This is a genomic window from Buchnera aphidicola (Hyperomyzus lactucae) (genome assembly GCF_005081705.1).
In the GTDB taxonomy this organism is placed as follows: Bacteria; Pseudomonadota; Gammaproteobacteria; order Enterobacterales; family Enterobacteriaceae; genus Buchnera; species Buchnera aphidicola_Y.
Map to the genome: position 1 here is coordinate 174,472 of NZ_CP034876.1, position 20,767 is coordinate 195,238.

At 25.4% G+C, this 20,767-nt stretch carries 18 protein-coding genes; 12 read left to right on the top strand and 6 right to left on the bottom strand.

What is annotated here, in order from left to right:
- Positions 1-26 precede the first annotated feature (26 nt).
- The 7 genes from nuoK to D9V68_RS00850 all read left to right on the top strand — a co-directional run bounded on the left by nuoK (position 27) and on the right by D9V68_RS00850 (position 7,523).
- Positions 27-329 (top strand): NADH-quinone oxidoreductase subunit NuoK, encoded by a 303-nt coding sequence (gene nuoK / locus D9V68_RS00820; RefSeq protein ID WP_158357416.1) that lies wholly within the window; start codon positions 27-29, stop codon positions 327-329.
- Complete coding sequence (gene nuoL, locus D9V68_RS00825) at positions 326-2,170, top strand: NADH-quinone oxidoreductase subunit L (RefSeq protein ID WP_158357418.1); 1,845 nt, start codon at positions 326-328, stop codon at positions 2,168-2,170. The genes nuoK and nuoL overlap by 4 nt, the downstream gene beginning before the upstream one ends.
- Before the next feature lie 92 nt (positions 2,171-2,262).
- Positions 2,263-3,747, top strand: coding sequence for an NADH-quinone oxidoreductase subunit M (nuoM, locus tag D9V68_RS00830; RefSeq protein ID WP_158357420.1), 1,485 nt, complete (start codon positions 2,263-2,265; stop codon positions 3,745-3,747).
- A 39-nt stretch (positions 3,748-3,786) separates the two neighbouring features.
- On the top strand, positions 3,787-5,253 hold the full coding sequence (locus tag D9V68_RS00835; RefSeq protein ID WP_158357422.1) for an NADH-quinone oxidoreductase subunit N: 1,467 nt from the start codon (positions 3,787-3,789) through the stop codon (positions 5,251-5,253).
- Positions 5,254-5,777: 524 nt separating this feature from the next.
- The gene (folC, locus tag D9V68_RS00840) at positions 5,778-7,022 is read left to right on the top strand and encodes a bifunctional tetrahydrofolate synthase/dihydrofolate synthase (RefSeq protein ID WP_158357424.1); all 1,245 of its coding nucleotides are present in this window, start codon (positions 5,778-5,780) and stop codon (positions 7,020-7,022) included.
- A gap of 34 nt (positions 7,023-7,056) precedes the next feature.
- On the top strand, positions 7,057-7,284 hold the full coding sequence (locus D9V68_RS00845) for a hypothetical protein (protein ID WP_158357426.1): 228 nt from the start codon (positions 7,057-7,059) through the stop codon (positions 7,282-7,284).
- Positions 7,285-7,292: 8 nt separating this feature from the next.
- Positions 7,293-7,523 carry a CvpA family protein gene (locus D9V68_RS00850; protein WP_261979590.1) on the top strand — a complete coding sequence of 77 codons (231 nt, stop codon included), beginning with the start codon at positions 7,293-7,295 and terminating at the stop codon, positions 7,521-7,523.
- An 83-nt stretch (positions 7,524-7,606) separates the two neighbouring features.
- Here D9V68_RS00850 and D9V68_RS00855 read toward each other — a convergent pair whose 3' ends face one another.
- Positions 7,607-8,554 (bottom strand): ribose-phosphate pyrophosphokinase, encoded by a 948-nt coding sequence (locus D9V68_RS00855; protein ID WP_158357428.1) that lies wholly within the window; start codon positions 8,552-8,554, stop codon positions 7,607-7,609.
- Between the two features lie 123 nt (positions 8,555-8,677).
- On the bottom strand, positions 8,678-9,556 hold the full coding sequence (gene ispE, locus D9V68_RS00860) for a 4-(cytidine 5'-diphospho)-2-C-methyl-D-erythritol kinase (protein ID WP_158357430.1): 879 nt from the start codon (positions 9,554-9,556) through the stop codon (positions 8,678-8,680).
- Between the two features lie 220 nt (positions 9,557-9,776).
- On the opposite strand from ispE, the gene prfA reads away from it, so the two are divergent.
- From prfA to sirB1, 3 genes are all read left to right on the top strand, one after another.
- Positions 9,777-10,862 carry a peptide chain release factor 1 gene (gene prfA / locus D9V68_RS00865; RefSeq protein WP_158357432.1) on the top strand — a complete coding sequence of 362 codons (1,086 nt, stop codon included), beginning with the start codon at positions 9,777-9,779 and terminating at the stop codon, positions 10,860-10,862.
- Positions 10,859-11,686, top strand: a complete 828-nt coding sequence (gene prmC, locus D9V68_RS00870) for a peptide chain release factor N(5)-glutamine methyltransferase (protein ID WP_158357434.1) — start codon at positions 10,859-10,861, stop codon at positions 11,684-11,686. Before prfA ends, prmC begins: the two co-directional genes overlap by 4 nt.
- Before the next feature lie 166 nt (positions 11,687-11,852).
- Positions 11,853-12,662 carry an invasion regulator SirB1 gene (gene sirB1 / locus D9V68_RS00875; protein ID WP_158357436.1) on the top strand — a complete coding sequence of 270 codons (810 nt, stop codon included), beginning with the start codon at positions 11,853-11,855 and terminating at the stop codon, positions 12,660-12,662.
- 11 nt (positions 12,663-12,673) lie between these two features.
- Here the strand turns inward: sirB1 and nadE are convergent, their stop codons facing one another.
- Entirely contained in the window at positions 12,674-13,480 is an 807-nt protein-coding gene (nadE, locus tag D9V68_RS00880) for an ammonia-dependent NAD(+) synthetase (protein WP_158357438.1), read from the bottom strand.
- A gap of 101 nt (positions 13,481-13,581) precedes the next feature.
- Here nadE and D9V68_RS00885 point away from each other — a divergent pair, with 101 nt between their 5' ends.
- Together D9V68_RS00885 and pta are read left to right on the top strand one after the other, a co-directional pair.
- A complete protein-coding gene (locus D9V68_RS00885) occupies positions 13,582-14,796 on the top strand; it encodes an acetate kinase (RefSeq protein WP_158357440.1) in 1,215 nt (404 codons plus the stop codon).
- Positions 14,797-14,841: 45 nt separating this feature from the next.
- Positions 14,842-16,974, top strand: coding sequence for a phosphate acetyltransferase (gene pta, locus D9V68_RS00890; protein ID WP_158357442.1), 2,133 nt, complete (start codon positions 14,842-14,844; stop codon positions 16,972-16,974).
- 34 nt (positions 16,975-17,008) lie between these two features.
- Here pta and yfaE read toward each other — a convergent pair whose 3' ends face one another.
- The 3 genes from yfaE to nrdA form a co-directional block, all read right to left on the bottom strand.
- A complete protein-coding gene (yfaE, locus tag D9V68_RS00895) occupies positions 17,009-17,272 on the bottom strand; it encodes a class I ribonucleotide reductase maintenance protein YfaE (protein WP_158357444.1) in 264 nt (87 codons plus the stop codon).
- Between the two features lies 1 nt (position 17,273).
- On the bottom strand, positions 17,274-18,404 hold the full coding sequence (gene nrdB / locus D9V68_RS00900) for a class Ia ribonucleoside-diphosphate reductase subunit beta (protein ID WP_158357446.1): 1,131 nt from the start codon (positions 18,402-18,404) through the stop codon (positions 17,274-17,276).
- 64 nt (positions 18,405-18,468) lie between these two features.
- Entirely contained in the window at positions 18,469-20,754 is a 2,286-nt protein-coding gene (gene nrdA / locus D9V68_RS00905) for a class 1a ribonucleoside-diphosphate reductase subunit alpha (protein WP_158357448.1), read from the bottom strand.
- Positions 20,755-20,767: the final 13 nt, after the last annotated feature.

Consider the following 20,767-nt stretch of genomic DNA (forward strand, 5'->3'; position numbering starts at 1 on the left):
ATAAAATTTATTAAGGATCATAATACATGGTTTCTTTATTTCACGGATTATTTCTATCGCTGATATTATTTATTTTAGGTTTAACATCTTTAATTATTAGACGTAACATATTATTTATATTAATTAGTTTAGAAATAATGATGAATGCTGCTGCATTGGCATTAATAGTAGTAGGTAGTTACTGGCATCAAGTCGATGGTCAAATCATGTATATATTTTCCATTACTTTAGCTGCATCAGAAGCGAGTATAGCCTTAGCATTATTACTTCAAATTTATAGACGCTATAAAACGTTAAATATTGATATATTAAGTGAGATGCATGGATGAACATTATTTTCTTGATCATTTTATCTCCACTAATTGGATTTTTGTTGTTATCTTTTACACAAGATTTTATTTCTAAAAAAAATATTTCAAAAATAGGTATTCTTTCAATATTTATATCATTTATTATAACTTCTTGGTATGGTCTAAGCTTTATAAAAAATACTAATCAAGTTTTTACTCAGAGACTATGGAACTGGTTATCTATTAATGAATTAAAAATTGATTTTACTGTTTTTTTAGATGGATTATCGTTAAGTATGTTATTTGTAGTAACAGGTATTGGATTACTAATACATGTTTTTTCTTCTTGGTATATGAAAGGTAAAGAAGGTTATTCACGTTTTTTTGGATATACTAATTTATTTATAGCAAGTATGTCTATTTTAGTATTAGCTGATAATTTTTTATTTATGTATTTAGGGTGGGAAGGAGTTAGTGTATGTTCTTATCTACTTATTAGTTTTTATTATACTGAAAATAAGAATTGTTATTCAGCTTTTAAAGCTTTTATTTTCACTAGAATTTCTGATGTTTTTTTGATAATCGGAATATTTTTAGTATACAAAGAATATGGCACTTTAAACTTTCAAGAAATTAAGTTTTTATCAACTTTTTTAAATGTAGAAAATTTTTACGATCTAAATTTTATTACTTTTTTTTTATTAGTAGGTGTTATTGGAAAGTCGGCGCAATTACCATTACAAACTTGGTTATCTGATGCGATGGTAGGCCCAACTCCTGTTTCAGCTTTGATACATGCAGCGACCATGGTAACAGCTGGAGTTTATTTAGTATCAAGAACATATTTTTTATTTTTATTGACTCCGGATATATTATATTTTATAGGTTTTATTGGTACATTCACAATATTAATTTCTAGTTTTTCTGCTTTAGTTCAAACAGATATAAAACGTATTTTAGCTTATTCTACTATGAGTCAAATAGGATATATGTTTTTAGCTTTAGGTGTACAAGCATGGACTGCAGCAATTACGCATTTAATTGTACATGCAATTTTTAAGGCATTATTATTTTTATCTGCAGGTTCATTAATTATATCATGTAAAAATGAAAAAAATATATTTAAAATGGGTGGTTTGCGTAAAAAATTACCTTTTTTATATATTAATTTTATAGTTGGAGGTGCATCATTAATCTCTTTTCCTGTAGTTACATCCGGATTTTATAGTAAAGGTAATATTTTATTTAGTGTTTTACAAAGTGGTTATATTAATTTATTTTTAATTGCATTATTTTGTTCTTTTTTAACAGCTCTATATACATTTAGAATGATTTTTGTTGTTTTTCATGGAAATAATGTGCATAAAGTAGTTTCTGCTAATCAATTAGCACATAATATTCCATTACTAGTTCTTTTGTTTTTTTCTACTGTATTCGGTTCATATATATCTCCGCCATTATTAAATATATTTCCTCCATCTAATCTATTGAATAATGATAAGTTTATATTTGAAATAATATGCAGTATATTATCTATCTCTGGAATATGTTTTTCTTATTATTTTTGGATTAAAAATTCGTATTGGATTGATGAAATATTTAAATTTAAACTAATAAGAGATATACATTATTTTTTTTTAACGGGATGGGGTTTTGATTGGTTTTACAATATATTTTTTATAAAATTTTATTTATTTTTATCTAAAATGATATCTCGTGATCCATTTAATAAAATTATTAATTATTTCTTACACATTATTCAAATAATGAATATTTATTTATTAAAAACTAGCAATGGCTATATAAGATGGTATGTGACTTCAATGATATTAGGTATTAATTCTATTTTTATTTTGATTTATTGGTTGAATGTAAAATAGTTTTTATATAATTCAATTTATCTTTTTCTAAATTTAAAAACATCATTTCATTGATTAAAATAGTTGTAGTAAATAATAGGAATATACATGCAATGTTACTTTCTTTATTAATTATCATTCCATTTTTTAGTGGTTTTTTTTCTTTTTTTTCTTGTAGATTTAATAAAAATTTTCCTCGTTGGATTGCATTAATAGGAATATTTTGCATATTATTAGTTGTCATGCAAATATTAATTCAAGATAATTATTATTTTTTTCAAACAGGATGTCATCCTAATTGGGATCGTCAATTAATTGTACCTTGGATACCAAGATTTGGTATTGAGTTCAACATTGCCGTAGATGGTTTTTCAATTGTTATGCTTATTTTTTCTTCTTTTTTATCTATTATAGCAGTTTTATGTTCGTGGAATGACATTAAAAAAAATACAGGTTTTTTTTATTTGAATTTTATGCTTGTTTTGAGTGGAGTAATAGGTGTTTTTATTTCAATTGATCTATTTTTGTTTTTTTGTTTTTGGGAATTAATGTTAGTTCCAATGTATTTTTTAATTACTTTATGGAGTGATCAATCTGAAAAAAAGAAAATTATTTTTGCTGCTAATAAATTTTTTATATATGCACAGACTTCTGGTTTAATATTATTATCTTCTATTTTATTATTAGTTTTTAGTTATTATCACGTTACTAACATATTAACGTTTAATTATAACTCATTACTTACGCAACCCATTAATAAACACATAGAATATGTTGTTATGATAGGTTTTTTTTTGGCATTTGCTATAAAAATGCCAATTGTTCCATTTCACGGTTGGTTACCAGATACTCATGCTCAATCTATATCTTGTGGTACTATTGAAATTATTGGTTTATTAATAAAAACTGCTCCTTATTCTCTTTTACGATATAATTTAGTTCTCTTTCCTTTTTCAACAAAAGATTTTGCGCCAATTGCTATTGTTTTAGGTGTTATAAGTATATTTTATGGGGCTTTTTTAGCTTTTTCTCAAACAAATATTAAAAAACTAATTGCCTATTCTTCTCTTTCTCATATGGGGCTAATTTTAATTGGTATTTATAGCAATAATGAAATAGCACTTCAAGGAGTAATCATTCAAATATTATCTAATAGTGTATCTACAACGGCTCTGTGTATTTTATCCGGACAACTTTATAGACGCTTTAAAACTCAAGATATGAATAAATTGGGGGGGTTGTGGTCTTGCGTTTATTGGATTCCGGGTTTTTCTTTATTTTTTTCTCTTGCAAATTTAGGTATTCCTGGTACAGGAAATTTTATTGGTGAGTTTTTAATTTTATTTGGTACTTTTCAACAGTTTCCTTTTATATGTATGTTGGTAACAACAGGTATCATTTTTTCTGCTATTTATTCTTTAAATATAATTCAAAAAATTTTCTATGGTGCATATAAGAAAAATTTTACGATTTTTTTTATTAATAAACAAGAACTATGGACAATACTGGCCTTAGTTTTTGTATTGATTTTTTTAGGAATTAATCCTCAGAAAATTATCGATCTTTCATATCCTTCTATACATAATTTTCAAAAATAATGTAAAAATTCTATTTTCAAGATAAGGTTTTAATTAATAATGACAATAAATTTACAACAATTAACAGCTTTGCTGCCTTTGTTGATAGTAATGTTCACTGCAATTACAGTCATATTATCTATTTCTTATAATCGAAATCATTTTTTTATTGCTGTTTTTAGCATATTAGGTTTTATATCTTCATTTTTTTCACTATACTTGTTAACTAGCATTGTTCCCATAGACATTACGGGTTTATTTCATATTGACAGTTATGCTATCTTATATATTGGAATGATTATAATTTCTAGTATTAGCACATGTATTTTTGCATATCCATGGTTAGTGAAATATCGTTTTAATAAAGAGGAATTTTATTTATTGATAATATTTTCAACTTTAGGTGCGATATCGTTAATTATTTCAAATCATATGGCATCATTTTTTATTAATATTGAACTAATATCTTTACCAATTTTTGGTTTAATTGCTTATTCTAATAATGAGAAATATTCCTTAGAAGCTTCATTTAAATATATTATCTTATCTGGTATTGCATCCAGTTTTTTTTTACTTGGTACTGCATGGGTTTATTCTGTTTCTGGAAATCTTGGTTTTATATCTTTAACTCAAATATTAAAAATAGCATCTGAAAATGAACAATTACTAGTATTATTTGGGATTATCATGATGCTCTTTTCTTTATTTTTTAAATTATCTATTGTACCTTTTCATTTATGGACTCCAGATATTTATCAAGGTACTCCTCTTCCAGTATTATCTTTTTTTTCTACTGTCGGTAAAATTTCTATTTTTACTGCATTGTTACATTTTTTATCACATATTGCTGATTCAAATAATAGAATATTGTACTTTATATTATCTGCAATGACTGTTCTTTCTATATTAATTGGTAATTTTATGGCTCTTTTCCAAGATAATATTAAAAGATTTTTTGGGTATTCATCTATATCTCAACTAGGATATGTTTTAATAGTATTACTTGCGTCAGATAAGAACTATACATTTTCTTTAGAAGCTTCAGGAATATATTTATCTAGCTATTTATTTAGTAATATAGCATTTTTTGGTATTATCCATTTGATTTCAAATACCAATAACAAAAAGTTTGATCATTCCATTTCTTCATATAAAGGATTGTTTTGGTTGCAACCAATTTTATCTAGTATATTGACGATTGTCTTTCTTTCTTTAGCAGGAATTCCAATGACTATGGGATTTATTGGAAAATTTTATATATTATCAATTATTATAAAAGAAAATTTATGGATAATGGGTATTACTTTTTTTATTGGAACTATATTAGGTTTTTATTCTTACTTAAGAATTATTTTGAACTTATATTTAAATCCATCACGATCTTTAAAAAAAGATTTGAATATACAAAATTATTGGTTTTACACTCCTTCTGGAATAGTTATATTTATTTCGGGAGTAATATTATTAATACTAGGTGTATATCCAAATCCTTTAATTACTTTAGTTAGATTATCTGAATTGTGTTAGCATTAAAAATTTGTTTATTTTTTACAATATTTGAAAAATAAATTTGTTAGGAAAACAATAAATTATATTATAGTTTTTTATAATTTTGAAATATCTAAAGTTTGTATAAAAATGTATGAGTAGATTTACTCTTAATAAAGATTTTTTTAATTTTTTCTTTTCAAAAAATTAAAATTTAATAGAACATTCTACCTTTAGAAAAATATTATTGCTATTTTTTATTTTTAAGTTTATCAAACTATCTTATTATTCAATATAAATGATAAGCTTTCTAATTTTTATTAAGTTTTAAAAAGTTTCTATTGCTTAAAATATTACTTTTTTAAAAATATTTATACTTTCTTTTTTTATATATCATTAATAGCGTTTAATGCTGTAAAAAACATTGAATGTAATTATTAAAAAATTCTTGAAAATTAACATAGTAAAATATATATAATTTTTATATTTTTTTATTTTAGACTATAACAATCTATTAATTGTAATTTTGCATATTACATTCTATTAAAAATTATAAAAGAGATATGATTAATACAAATTATTCTTTTTCTATGTGGCTTAAATATTTAGAAAATTTAGATAAAAAAATTATACTCAATTTGAATGAACTAAAATTTATTGCAAAAAAATTAGATTTATTAAATTTGGAAGCTTTTATTTTTACTGTCGGAGGAACTAATGGTAAAGGTACAACTTGTGCAATGTTAGAAAGATTATTATTAAATTCAGGTTATAAAGTAGGATTGTATACTTCTCCTCATCTTATTAATTATGTCGAAAGAGTTCGAATTAATGGTCATGTACTTGATGAAAATGAACATATTTTTGCTTTTCAGAATGTAGAATTAGCAAGAGATTCAATTTTTCTAACTTATTTTGAATTTATTACACTTTCAGCATTGATCTTGTTTAAAAAATATTCATTAGATGTAATAATACTAGAAGTCGGTTTGGGGGGAAGATTAGATGCTACTAATATTGTAAATTCTAATTTATCTATAATAACTAATATAGGTTTAGATCATACTTCTATATTAGGAAAAGATCGTCTAAGTATTGCACGTGAAAAATCTGGTATTTTTAGAAAAAATAGAATTGCCGTAATCGGAGATATAGATCTTCCAGACTCTATAAACCAGGTGGCTAGAGAAAAAAAAACGATATTAAAAAAAATTAATGTAGATTGGTCGTGGCAAAGAAAAGAAAATTATTGGAATTTTTTTCATTCAGATCTTCAATTATATAATTTACCTATAACTTACATACCATTATCTAATGCAGCTATTGCATTGGCTTCTTTATATTATACAAAATTTAAAATCAATGAAAATATTATAAGAAAATCTATTGCTAGTGTGCAATTACCAGGTAGATTTCAAATATTTTCTATTCATCCTTACGTTATTGTTGATGTAGCACATAATCTCGATTCATCTTTGTATTTGTCTAAAAAAATAAACGAAATAGATATACGAGGAAAAATATATGCAGTGGTGGGTGTACTAAAAGATAAAGATATTGAGGGAATAATTTATCCTTTAAAAGATAAAATCTATTATTGGTATGTTGCGCCTTTACAAACATCTCGAACTGCTAGTAAAGATCAATTGAAAAACGCTTTTCCAGCATCTAATACATCTTTATTAGATAATATTGAAAAAGCTTATGAAAAAGCATTTATGTCAGCAAAAAAAGAGGATGCCATTTTGATTTTTGGTTCTTTTTTTACTGTTTCAGAATTTCTTATTTCTAATATACAAAAAAAATGATAAGCATGTAAAAAAATATAATTCTGGTAAATTTATGTTTCTAATAGATTATATTATAATATTTACTATTATTACTTCAGTTTTATTAGGTTTATTACGTGGTTTTTATCAAGAATTAGTTTCAACTTGTTTTTGGTTTTTTAATTTTTATTTTTTTAATGAATATTATTATTTTAGTTCTTTTTATGTAGATGCTATGCCAAATTTTTTTTTAAAAAATAATATACTTATATTAGTTATGATCATTTTTTTTTTATTATAAAAAAAATATTGCATTTTTCTTTAGAAAAAATTATTAAAAAAATTAAACTTTCTTATTATAATATTATATTAGGAGGTTTATTTGGAATCTTTCGTAGTGTAATATTAGTCTTGTTGTTTCTTTTCGTTTTTAGTCTTATAAGCAAGAATAATTATAATTTTTATATAAGTCATTCAATATTAATTTCTATTTTTTTTAAAACAATTAAATATTTTTTATTGATTTTTGATGATTTTTAAAAAAACTAAGCACATTATTGATATTTTCATAAACAATTATAGTGTGCTTAGAATTACGGATTGAAAACTACAATAAAAAATATTTAATGTTCAAACATGGCAGAAATAGATTCTTCATTGCTAATTCTTCTTATAGCTTCTGATAACATACCAGCTAAAGTCAATGTACGTACATTAGGTAAAAGTTCAATTTTTTCTGATAGTGGAATGGTATCACATACAACTACTTCGTCAATTACGGAGTTTTTTAAATTAATTGCAGCATCTCCAGAAAAAATAGGATGTGTTGCGTATGCAAAAACTCTTTTAGCACCTCTTTCTTTAAGAGCTTCTGCAGCCTTACAAAGAGTACCTCCTGTATCTATCATATCATCAACTAAAATACAATCACGATTTGCTACATCTCCAATAATATGCATAATTTGAGATACATTAGCACGTGGTCTTCTTTTGTCAATAATAGCCATATCAGTATCATAAAGAAGTTTGGCAATAGCTCTTGCTCTTACTACTCCTCCAATATCAGGGGAAACTACAATTGGATTTTTTAGTTCTCTTTGCAACATGTCTTCTAACAGAATTAAACTTCCAAAAACATTATCAACAGGTACATCAAAAAAACCCTGAATCTGTTCTGCATGAAGATCTACTGTTAATACACGATCTACTCCAATGCTTGACAAAAAATCAGCTACAACTTTCGCCGTTATAGGAACACGTGCTGATCTAACTCGACGGTCTTGACGAGCATATCCAAAATATGGTATTACTGCAGTAATCCTACCTGCAGAAGCTCTTCTTAAAGCATCAACCATGACAACTAGTTCCATTATATTATCATTAGTGGGATAACAAGTGGACTGAATGATAAAAATATCACCACCTCTTACATTTTCATTAATTTGAACACTAATTTCACCATCACTAAATCGACCTACAGCTGCATTTCCTAAATTAATATACAATCTATTGGCAATAAATTTTGCTAATTTTGGAACAGAATTTCCAGCAAAAAGTTTCATATCAGGCATATAAAAACCTTTTTTTATTTATATTTTAAATTAAGAGTATTTTTTCTGTATGTAAGCATAATATTTCTTTATTATAAATTTTTTTAAAATATTTAAATAAATTGACATAAATATACTTGTTTTTTAATTAAGAAATAGATGTTGTCTTTTATAAAGAGTTTTATGTAATGGTGAAATATTAACACTTTTTGCTATAAATCCTTGCATATTTTTGGGTAGTAAAGAAAATATTTTTTGTGCAGAACGTTTATCATTAAATTCAGAAAAAACACAAGATCCTGTACCAGTCATCCGTGATGGTGCATGTGAAGAAAGCATTAAAATCAATTGTTTTATTTCAATAAACTTTTTTTTTGCTATTTTTTCAAAATCGTTAGTAAAAGGTAACATTAAAAGTTTTTTAAGAGATTTTTTGGAAGTATTACTCATTAAAAAAGGGCTTGAAAACATATTTTCTGTAGATATTTGTATATTAGGATATACAACTAAATACCATTTTTTATGTCTTTTTATGGGATGTAGTATATTTCCTATTCCTTCAATAACAGCTGTTTTTCCAAGAATAAAACCAGGTATATCTGTTCCTATTTTAAGACTAAATGAAGCCAGTTCTTGTAACGTAAATTGTGTATTCCATAACTTGTTTAAAACAACTAAAGTAGTTGCAGCATTAGAAGAACCTCCTCCCAATCCACTTCCTATTGGTATTTTTTTATTCAAAAATATCTTTGCTCCGTAATGAAATGTAGATATCTTACCATAAGATAGTGCTTTTTCTTTTAATAGTTCAGCGGAAGAAATAATACTATTATTTTCATTAATAAGAATCTTTTTTTTGGTAAATAATTGAATCTTACCTGTTTTATTGGGAATTATTTTTAATGTATCACCATAATTAAGAAATTGGAATAAAGTCTGTATCTCGTGATATTTATCTGGACGAATACCAGTAACATATAGAAATAGATTAATTTTTGCAGGAGATGGCCATGTATAAATCATTTTTATTTTTTCTATTTTAATTTAAATATTTTTATATTAGTGTTTATTAAAATTACAATGAAAACACTTAAAATGATATAATCATTGTAGTTAGATGTTATAAATTCATGATTTTTTTAAATAATTTAAAATATATTTTAATTTTTTTCATTATATTGATAATGCAATATTCTATACTAGAAAAATGTCTTTAAAAAATACTGATCAGTAGAAGGATTTTATGAATAATTCCATCTTAAATAAATTAAAATCTTTACGAAATCGCTATCAAGAAATAGAAATTATGCTTACTCAGAAAGATATTCTATCAAATCAAGACAATTTAAAAAAATTATCTCAAGAATATTTAAAACTTTCTAAAATTATTAAATTTTTTATAGAATGGGAACAATTAGAAATTGATATTAAAAATATTAATTCTTTATTGCATGACATAGAAATGCGAGATATGGTAGAAGAGGAATTACATCTTTTTAACAAAAAAAAGCAAAAATTAGAAAAAAAAATTCATCAATTATTATTACCTGAAGATCCTAATGATAAACATAGTTGCTTTATTGAAATCAGAGCTGCAACAGGTGGAGATGAATCTTCAATTTTTGCTGGTGAATTATTTAGAATGTATACGCGGTATGCTGAATCTCATTTGTGGAAAATGGAAGTAATGAATACTAGCGAAAGCGAAAAAGGAGGTTTTAAAGAAATAATTTCAAAAATTACGGGAAGAGGTGCTTGTGGTCGTTTAAAATTTGAATCTGGTGGACATCGTGTGCAACGAGTTCCGGAAACAGAATCACAAGGAAGAATTCATACATCTACTTGTACTGTTGCTGTTATGCCAGTTACCCCTGAAACTGAAAAAGAAGAAATTAATTTATCTGATTTAAAAATTGATACTTTTCGTTCTTCTGGTGCTGGTGGACAGCACGTGAATACTACCGATTCTGCTATTCGTATTACTCATATTCCCACTGGAAATGTAGTAGAATGTCAAGATGAAAGATCACAGCATAAAAATAAAGCTAAAGCTTTATCTATTTTATCAGCACGTGTTTATGCGGCTAAATTAGAAAAAAATCATCAAGAAAATTCTTCTATGAGAAGAATTTTATTAGGTAGTGGTCAACGATCAGATAGAATTAGAACGTATAATTTTCCCCAAAATAGAATTACAGATCATAGGATTAATCTTACTATATATAAATTAGATGAAGTATTAGAAGGAAAATTAGACTTACTTATTGATCCTATTACTCAAGAATATCAAGCAGATATGCTTTCTTCTTTATCTAAATCAGAACTATGAATATTCAACAGTGGATAAAAAGATCTATCAAAAAATTATCAAATGTAGATAATCCTCAATATGAAGCTGAGTTGTTGCTAAGTTATGTATCACGATGCGATCGTAGTTTTATTATAACATCTGATAATATTGAATTAAGTCATGAACAAAATGAACATTTAAATGATTTAATTTATCGTAGATCTTTAGGGGAACCTATAGCTTATATAATAGAAGAAAAAGAATTTTGGTCTTTGTCTTTACGTGTCTCATATGATACTCTTATTCCAAGGCCTGATACAGAAATTCTAGTAGAATGTGTATTATCTAAAATTCATAGTAAATCGACTTCTATCCTCGATTTAGGTACTGGATGTGGAGCTATTTCTCTAGCTTTAGCTAGCACTTGTTCTGATTGGAATATTATTGGCATTGATAAATCAGAAAAAGCTCTTAATATAGCCAATATTAATGCAATTAAGTTAAATTTAAAAAACGTTTCTTTCTTTTTTAGTAACTGGTTTTCACATATTAATCAAAAATTTAATATTATTGTCAGTAATCCACCTTATATTAGTAAAAAAGAATTGGATTTTTTAAAAAAAGATATTTTTTTTGAGCCATGGGATGCTTTAATTTCAAATAATAATGGATTATCAGATATTGAAAATATCATAAAACAATCAAATCACTATTTATTTATAGGGGGATGGTTATTAATCGAGCACGGATGGAAGCAAAAATCACAAGTACAATCTTTATTTAAGAAATATAATTTTTTTGAAATAGAATCTTATCAAGACTATGGAGGTAACGATCGTGTGACAGTTGGAAAAAAAATATAATATATATATAAAATTTATAATATTTTAATGATTTCTAGTAAACATAAAAAATATTATATTAAAAATAATTAAAAAATTTATATATTAATATAAAAAATATTAATCATATAACCACTCATATAATTTAAATTTTTAACTATTTAAAAATATTGCTATTACTAATAACATGAAATCTCTTTCTAATATTGATTTTTCTAAATTATCACTTTTTGAATCTATTATTATTGCTTTTCAAGCGATTCGAAAAGATTTTCCTACAAATCTTGTTCTATCTGAATTACAAAATAGAACAAAAGAAGCTAAATCTTATATTGCATCTGAACATGAACCAAAGAAAAAGCTAGAAAAATTATTAAAATTATTTTATACGCATTGGAATTTTGGTGGTGCAAGCGGTATTTATAATCTTTCAGATGCACTATGGATTGATAATGTATTAAAAACACATCAAGGTACTGCAGCATCTTTAGGAATTATTATTCTTCATATTGCTCAAGAATTAAAATTGCCATTAAATCCAGTAGTATTTCCTACTCAACTTATTTTAAGAGCAGATTGGATTAATAAAAAAAAATGGCTTATTAATCCCTTTAATGGAGATATACTAGATCGACATACATTAGAAGTCTGGATAAAAGGCAATATCAGTCCAACAGCAGAATTGTACGAAAATGATTTATATACAGCTGAACCTATTACTGTAATTCGAAAAATGTTAGATACTTTAAAATCTGCATTAATGGAAGAAAAGAAAATGGAATTAGCATTAAATGTCACTAATGTTATACTGCATATTGATCCTAATGATCCGTACGAAATTCGTGATAGAGGACTAATATATGCGCAATTAGAATGTAATCATGTTGCTCTAACAGATTTAATTTATTTTGTAGAACATTGTCCTGAAGATCCAATTAGTGAAATTATTAAAGTTCAAATTCATTCTATTGAACAAAAAAAAATTATTTTACATTAAAATATATTGTTTTATTGTGTAACTGGTAGATTTCGTTTATGTAATGTTTTTAAATATAATTGTTCAATAATTTTTTGACTTTTAATATCTATTTTTTCTCCTTCTAAATAAGCATCAATTATATTGTATGTTACGCCTAAAATAGATTCGTCTTCTTGTTGTGGTTTTTCGTCCTCTAGATCTGCCATGGGTTTTTTTAGATATAGATGTTTAGGACAATTTAATTTTTGTAATAATAATCGACCCTGTTTTTTGTTCAGTTTAGAAATGGGATTAATATCTGTTCCGTTATCTCCATATTTTGTAAAAAATCCAGTTATATTTTCCGCTGCATTTCCTGTTCCAACTACAAGACCGTTTTTTACAGCAGCAACACTATATTGTACTTTCATTCTTTCTCTGGCTTTTTCGTTACCTCTAATATAATCCGAAATAGTAATACCTGATTTTTTTAAAGATTCTTCGCTTTTTAAAATTGCCGGTTTGATATTAATATTAAAAACTTGATCTGGACGTATAAAATCAATAACATCTTGACAATCTTCTTCATCATATTGCACTCCATATGGTAGTCGTAATGCAATAAATTTGTAATTTTTTTCCTTTGTTTCATTTCTTATTTTTTCTGCAGTTATTTGACATAATTTTCCAGTTAATGTGGAGTCTTGTCCTCCACTAATCGCAACTATTAAAGTTTTTAAATGGAGATGATTTAGCAAATACGTTTTTAAAAAATCAATACAATTTTTAATTTCTACTTCTGGTATAATTACTGGTCTTACCCCCAATAACTTAATAATTTTTTTTTGCGTGCTCATATATTTTCCTGATTTTTTTTAAATTATAAATTTTTCATATATATTAGATGCTGAATGTATTTTGTATAATTAATTTTATAAGATATTATTGACTATAAAAAATGGATAAAAAATTGAATAATTTGATTCTTGTATTAAATTGTGGTAGTTCTTCTATAAAATTTGCGATATTAAATCCTGATAATGAAAAAAAATATTTATCGGGCTTAGTAGAATGTTTATTTTTATCAGAAACATATATTAAATGGGAGTGTTTAGGAATAAAGTATAAAAAGAAAATAGGTTCGCATATAGGCCATGAAAACGCTTTAAACTTTATTATAGATCAAGTATTATCGGAACAACAAGATATTTTAAAAAATGTAATAGGAATAGGACATAGAGTAGTTCATGGTGGAATAAAAATAAAAAAATCTATGTTAATTGATAAAAATGTTATTAAAAATATTCAAGATGCGGTTTCTTTTGCCCCGTTACATAATCCAGTAAATTTAATTGGGATTAAAATACTTATAGAAAACTATACTAGTTTATCTAAAAAAAATGTAGCAGTTTTTGATACATCTTTTTATCAAAAGATGCCTGAAACTTCTTTTTTATATGCAATACCATATAATTTTTATACAAAACATGGTATTAGACGTTACGGTGCTCATGGTACTAGTCATCAATATGTAGCACATAAGATTTCTGTTATTTTGAATAAAAAATTTAGCTCTTTAAATATAATAACATGTCATTTAGGAAATGGAGCATCTATTTCTGCAATCTGCAAAGGAATATGTGTAGATACTTCTATGGGATTGACTCCTTTAGAAGGACTCGTAATGGGCACAAGAAGTGGAGATATAGATCCTTCCATTATTTTTTTTATGAATAAACAACTCAATATGAGCATTGACGAAATTCAAATGATTTTAACAAAAAAATCTGGATTATTAGGTTTAAGTGGAATTAGCAGTGATTTTCGTTATTTTGAAAAAAATTATAATTTTAAAAATAATGCTAAAAGATCTGTAGATATTTTTTGCCATCGACTATCTAAATATATTGCAGCTTATACAACATTGATGGAAAATCGTCTAGATGCTTTGATTTTTACAGGAGGTATTGGTGAAAATGTACCTTTAATTAGAGAATTAACTCTTGATCGATTGTCTTTATTAAATTTTAAAATTAATATCGAATTGAATTTTTCAACTATAGGTGGTCGATCTGGATTGATTAGTACATGTACTTCTCGTCCAGTATTTGTTATTGCAACAGATGAAGAATTAGCGATAGCCAAAGAAACAATAAATATTATTAGAAAATAGTTATTTTAGTACATTACATTGATATATCATCATAATAAGGTAATTATGTCACGTATTATAATGTTGATTCCTTTAGATAAAGATGTTGGTTTAACTGCTATTAGTTTAAGTACGATTTATTTTTTTAATCAAAATAAATTTAAAAATAAATTTCCTCAATCTATACTATATTTTTCTTGTATAAAAAATTTTTTAGATGATACAGAGTTGATTATTAAAAAATATTTTTCAAAAGTAATTCATGTATTAGATAACATAGATTTTTCTAAAGTTTTTTTTAAGTCTCATGAATATTTTTCTTTATTAAATAAAGTGATTGAAGAATGTAATAATAAAAAGATTATACATGATTTAATTCTAATTGAAGGCATAAACAATCAGGATAGTATTAATTTTGAACAAATCAATTATGATATTTCTCAAAATTTAAGTGCAGAAGTAATATTTATAGCAAATTTAAAAAATAGTTCTTTGGAATTTTTTAAAAAAAAAGAAGAAAAAATAAAATTATTTTTAGAAAATAAACAATATAAAAACGTTTTAGGAGTAATTTTTAATCAAATTGATTCTCCTTTTATAGACAAAAAATATAATTTTACAAAAAAGCTAGATCTTTTAAAAAAGATACAAAAAAATACAAAAAAAGTCATTATTCGAAAAGAAATATTTAAAAATAATTTTTTTTCAATTATAGCCTGTATTCCTTGGAGTAAAAAAATTACTAAAACAAACACAGTTGATCTTTATAATTTTTTAAATATTAAATGTCTTGATTTAATAGAAAAAAAATCTCATTTTATAGAAAAAATTTTTATATTTGATGAAAGTTATTTGGATATGTTGAATAAAAATTATTTTAATAGTTTAATAATAGTGTCTTTTAGTCGTATAGATATTTTTGTAGAAACATTCAATTCAAATATTAGAATGAATAAAATTAAAGGTATTATATTTACTGGAGTGTTAAAATTAAGAAGCAATTTTATTCTTTTATGTCGTGTATTTTTAACAAAGTGCATTTCTGTTTTTTTTACAGAAAAAGATACAATAGAGATCTTATCAAAACTGCAAACTTTTAACTTTAATATTAATGTGAAAGATAAACGGTATATTAATAAAGTTCAGAAATATATTTCTAGTTTTTTTTGTTTTTCTTCTATGAAGGTTATAAAGAAAGATTGTAGTCATAGTATAAAATATTCTCCAAGAGAATTTTGTTATCATTTAAAATTATTATCAAGAAAAAAAAATAAGCGTATTATATTGCCGGAATCATATGAAAATAGAATATTAGAAGCTGCTTCTATATGTCATGCTGATAATATTGCTCAATGTGTATTATTGGGAGATCCAGTAAAAATTTATAAAATTGCACATAATTCAGGTATTAAATTAAGCGAAAATATTGAAATAATAAATCCTATTTTAATAAGAAAAAATTATATTTCTCGTCTTCTAGAGATTCGAAAAACAAAAGGTATGAACGAATTATCTGCTCGAAAACAATTAGAAGATAATATTGTTTTAGCTACTTTAATATTAGAATCAGGAAAAGTTGATGGATTAGTTTCTGGATCAGTCAATACTACTTCTGATACTATACGTCCAGCTTTGCAAATTATTAAAACTAATTCTCATAGTTTGTTAGTTTCATCTATTTTTTTTATGCTTTTACCTAATACAGTTTTAATTTACGGTGATTGTGCTATTAATATTAATCCTACTGCAGAAGAATTAGCAGAAATTGCAATTCAATCTGCAGATTCAGCAAAAACTTTTGGAATAGAACCACGTATTGCTATGTTATCTTATTCAACTGGTTATTCCGGTGTTGGATGTCAAGTAGAAAAAGTAAGAAGTGCTACTACCATTGTAAAAAAAAGAAGACCTGATTTAATTATTGATGGTCCCATTCAATACGATGCAGCAGTTTCGGAAATAGTGTGTAAATTAAAATCTCCTAACTCACCAATTTTAGGATCTGCTAGTATATTCATTTTTCCAGATTTGAATTCTGGTAATATTGCTTATAAAGCTGTTCAACGCTCTTCTAATAATATAGTTTCTATTGGTCCTATGTTGCAAGGATTAAAAAGACCAGTAAATGATTTATCTCGAGGTGCTTCAGTAGAAGATATAATTTATACTATTGCACTAACATCTATTCAATCTATATAAAAAATATATTTATTTCATAAAAAAATATTTTTTCTTAAATTTTTATTGTAATATTTCCATTCGGATGACAACAGCACGGGAAAATTTCTCCTTTTTTACACACAGCAGCCATGGGTTTTTTTTCTGGATAGAATATTTTTCCTTGAATTAGTTCGATACGACATATACCACAGTATCCAGATTGACATTGGTATTCTATATTAATATTATTTAGTTTCAATATAAGTAATAGTGAACATTGTTCTTGATAAATAATATTTTTTTTGATGTTGATTACTCTAATAATAGAAATGCTCATTTTACAGTTTAAATTTTTTAAATTCGTGATCAGATACTTCTGAATCAATTTGTCCAACTAAATAAGAGCTGATTTCTGTTTCTTGAGGTGCAGTTTGTATATTATCAGAAGTTAACCAGTTATTAATCCAAGGAATAGGATTAGACTGTTTTTTGAATGGCATTGTAAAACCTATTGCATGCATACGAGTATTAGTTATATATTCTATATATTGACAAATAATATCTTTATTTAATCCCAGCATTGAACCATTTTGGAATAAATATTCTGCCCACTTTTTTTCTTGTTCTGCAGCTAATATAAATATATTTATCGCTTCTTTTTTACATTCCCGAACTATATCTTCCATATTTTCATTGTTGTTTATATTACTTAAAAGATTTAAAATGTGTTGAGTGCCTGTTAAATGTAAAGATTCATCGCGTGCTATTAGTCTAATAATTTTTGCGTTACCTTCCATTAGTTCTCTTTCTGCAAATGCAAATGAGCAAGCAAAACTTACATAAAATCTAATTGCTTCTAAAACATTTACACTTATTAAACATAAATACAATCTTTTTTTTAATAAATTTAAATTAATGTTAATTTTATTTCCATTGACTACATGAACCCCTTCTCCTAGCAAATGCCAATAACTAGTCATTTTTATTAATTCATCATAGTATATTGAAATATTTTGAGCTCGAGCATTAATATGTTTATTTGAAATAATATCATCAAATATTAGTGATGGGGAATTAACAATATTTCTGATTATATGAGTATAAGAACGTGAATGAATAGTTTCTGAAAAAGACCATGTTTCAATCCAAGTTTCTAGTTCAGGAATAGAGATAATAGGCAAAAAGGCTATATTGGGACTTCTTCCTTGAATCGAATCAAGTAGTGTTTGATATTTTAAGTTGCTAATAAAGATATGTTTTTCATGATCCGGTAGATTTTGAAAATCTATTCGATCTCTAGAAAGATCTACTTCTTCAGGTCTCCAAAAAAATGATAATTGTTTTTCAATTAATTGTTCAAATATACTATATTTTTGTTGATCATATCGAGCAATATTTACAGATTGTCCAAAAAACATAGGTTCTTTAAGCTGATTATTTTTTTTTTTAGAAAATATTGTATAAGACATAATATTATACCTAATAATTAATGTAATATTTTAGTATATATTCTGTAAAAGATATATATATATTTTATATAATACATGAACCACTTTCACAAATGTTTTCTTCTATTACTTCAGATGTAAGATTTTGATGATCTTCAGAACCATCTCGAGTATTTTGATAATATAATGTTTTCAAACCAAGTTTATAAGATAGAAGAAGATCATATAAAAGTTGTTTCATCGGAATTTTATTTTGTAAAAATCTTTTAGGATCATAATGAGTATTTACTGAAATAGATTGATCAATAAACTTTTGCATGATACCAGCTAATTCTAGATATCCTTTATTGTTTGGTATATCCCAAAGCAATTCATATTGTGACTTTAATTTTTTATAGTCGGGGACTACTTGACGCAAGATTCCATCTTTTGAAACTTTGATACTAATAAAACCTCTTGGTGGTTCGATACCATTGGTTGCATTTGATATTTGAGAAGATGTTTCCGAAGGCATTAAAGCAGATAATGTTGAATTTCTCAATCCATATTTTTTAATTTTTTTCCGTAATAAATTCCAGTTTAAATGGAGTGGTTCATTACATATTTTATCAATATCTTTTTTATATGTATCTATAGGTAATTTTCCTAAATAGTAATTAGTATGATGAAATAAAGAGCATGCTCCTTTTTCTTGTGCTAATTCACACGATGCATATAATAAATAATATTGAATTGCTTCAAAAGTTCTATGTGTTAAGTTCTTAGCACTTCCATCTGAATAACGTACTTTGTTTTTAGCTAAATAATATGCAAAATTAATTACACCAATTCCTAAAGAACGTCTAGAGATAGCTGATTTTTCAGCAGCTAATATTGGATAATTTTGATATTCTAATATTTCGTCAAGGGCACGTACAGATAATATAGCTAATTCTTTAAGTTCATCAAGGTTATTAATAGCACCCAAATTAAAAGCGGATAATGTACAGAGTGCAATTTCTCCATTTTTATCAAAAATATCATTTAGAGCTTTAGTTGGTAATGTAATTTCTAAACATAAATTAGATTGTCTTATTGGAGATAACTTAGGATTAAATGAACTATGTGAATTACAATGATCTACATTTTGTATATAAATACGTCCAGTAGAAGTTCTCTCTTGCATCATTAATGAAAAAAGATCTAGTGCCTTAATTCTTTTTTTTCTTATGTTTTTATTTTTTTCATATTTAATATATATTTCTTCAAATTTTTTTTGATCTGAAAAAAACACTTCATATAATTGAGGGACATCTGAAGGACTAAATAATGTTATTTTTTCTCCTGATAACATTCTTTGATACATTAATTTGTTAATTTGAACTGCATAGTCGATATGACGTACTCTATTTTCTTCAACTCCTCTATTATTTTTTAAAACTAATAAACTTTCAATCTCAAAATGCCATATTGGGTAAAAAACAGTTGCAGCTCCACCTCTAACCCCCCCTTGAGAACAGGATTTTACGGCACTTTGAAAGTGTTTATAAAAAGGTATACAACCAGTATGAAATGCTTCACCGTTTCTAATAGGACTACCTAATGCGCGAATTTGTCCGGCATTGATGCCGATTCCAGCACGTTGAGATACGTATTTAACAATAGAGCTAGTAGTTGCATTAATAGAGTTTAAATTATCAGCACATTCAATTAGAACACAAGAACTAAACTGACGAGTAGGGGTTCGTACTCCAGACATAATTGGTGTTGGTAATGAAATCTTAAAAGTAGATATAGCATCATAAAAACGCTTAACATAACTCATTCGAATAGATTTCGAATATTGAGAAAATAAGCATGCAGATATTAGAACATATAAAAATTGTGCACTTTCATATATTTTTCCACTAATGCGATTTTGTATTAAATATTTTCCTTCTAATTGTTTTACAGCTGCATATGAAAAATTCATATCCCTCCAATGATTAATAAAACCATCCATTTGCAAGTATTCTTCAAAAGAATAATTTTTTAATAAATTTTCATCATATTTTCCTAAAATAACCATTTTTTTTACATGATCATAGAGTGCAGGTGGTTTAAATTTTCCATAAGCTTTTTTTCTAAGATGAAAAATAGCTAATCTTGCAGCCATATATTGATAATCTGGTGTTTCTTGTGAAATTAAATCAGCTGCAGCTTTAATAATAGTTTCATGAATGTTAATAGTAGTAATATTATTATAAAATTGAATCCGTGAGCATAATTCAACTTGAGAAACAGATACATCATCTAGTCCTTCTGCTGCCCAATTTAATACTTTGTGAATTTTATCTAAATTTATTTTCTCTTTTTGTCCATTTCGTTTTGTAACAAATAAACTATTTTTCATATTAATCTGACTT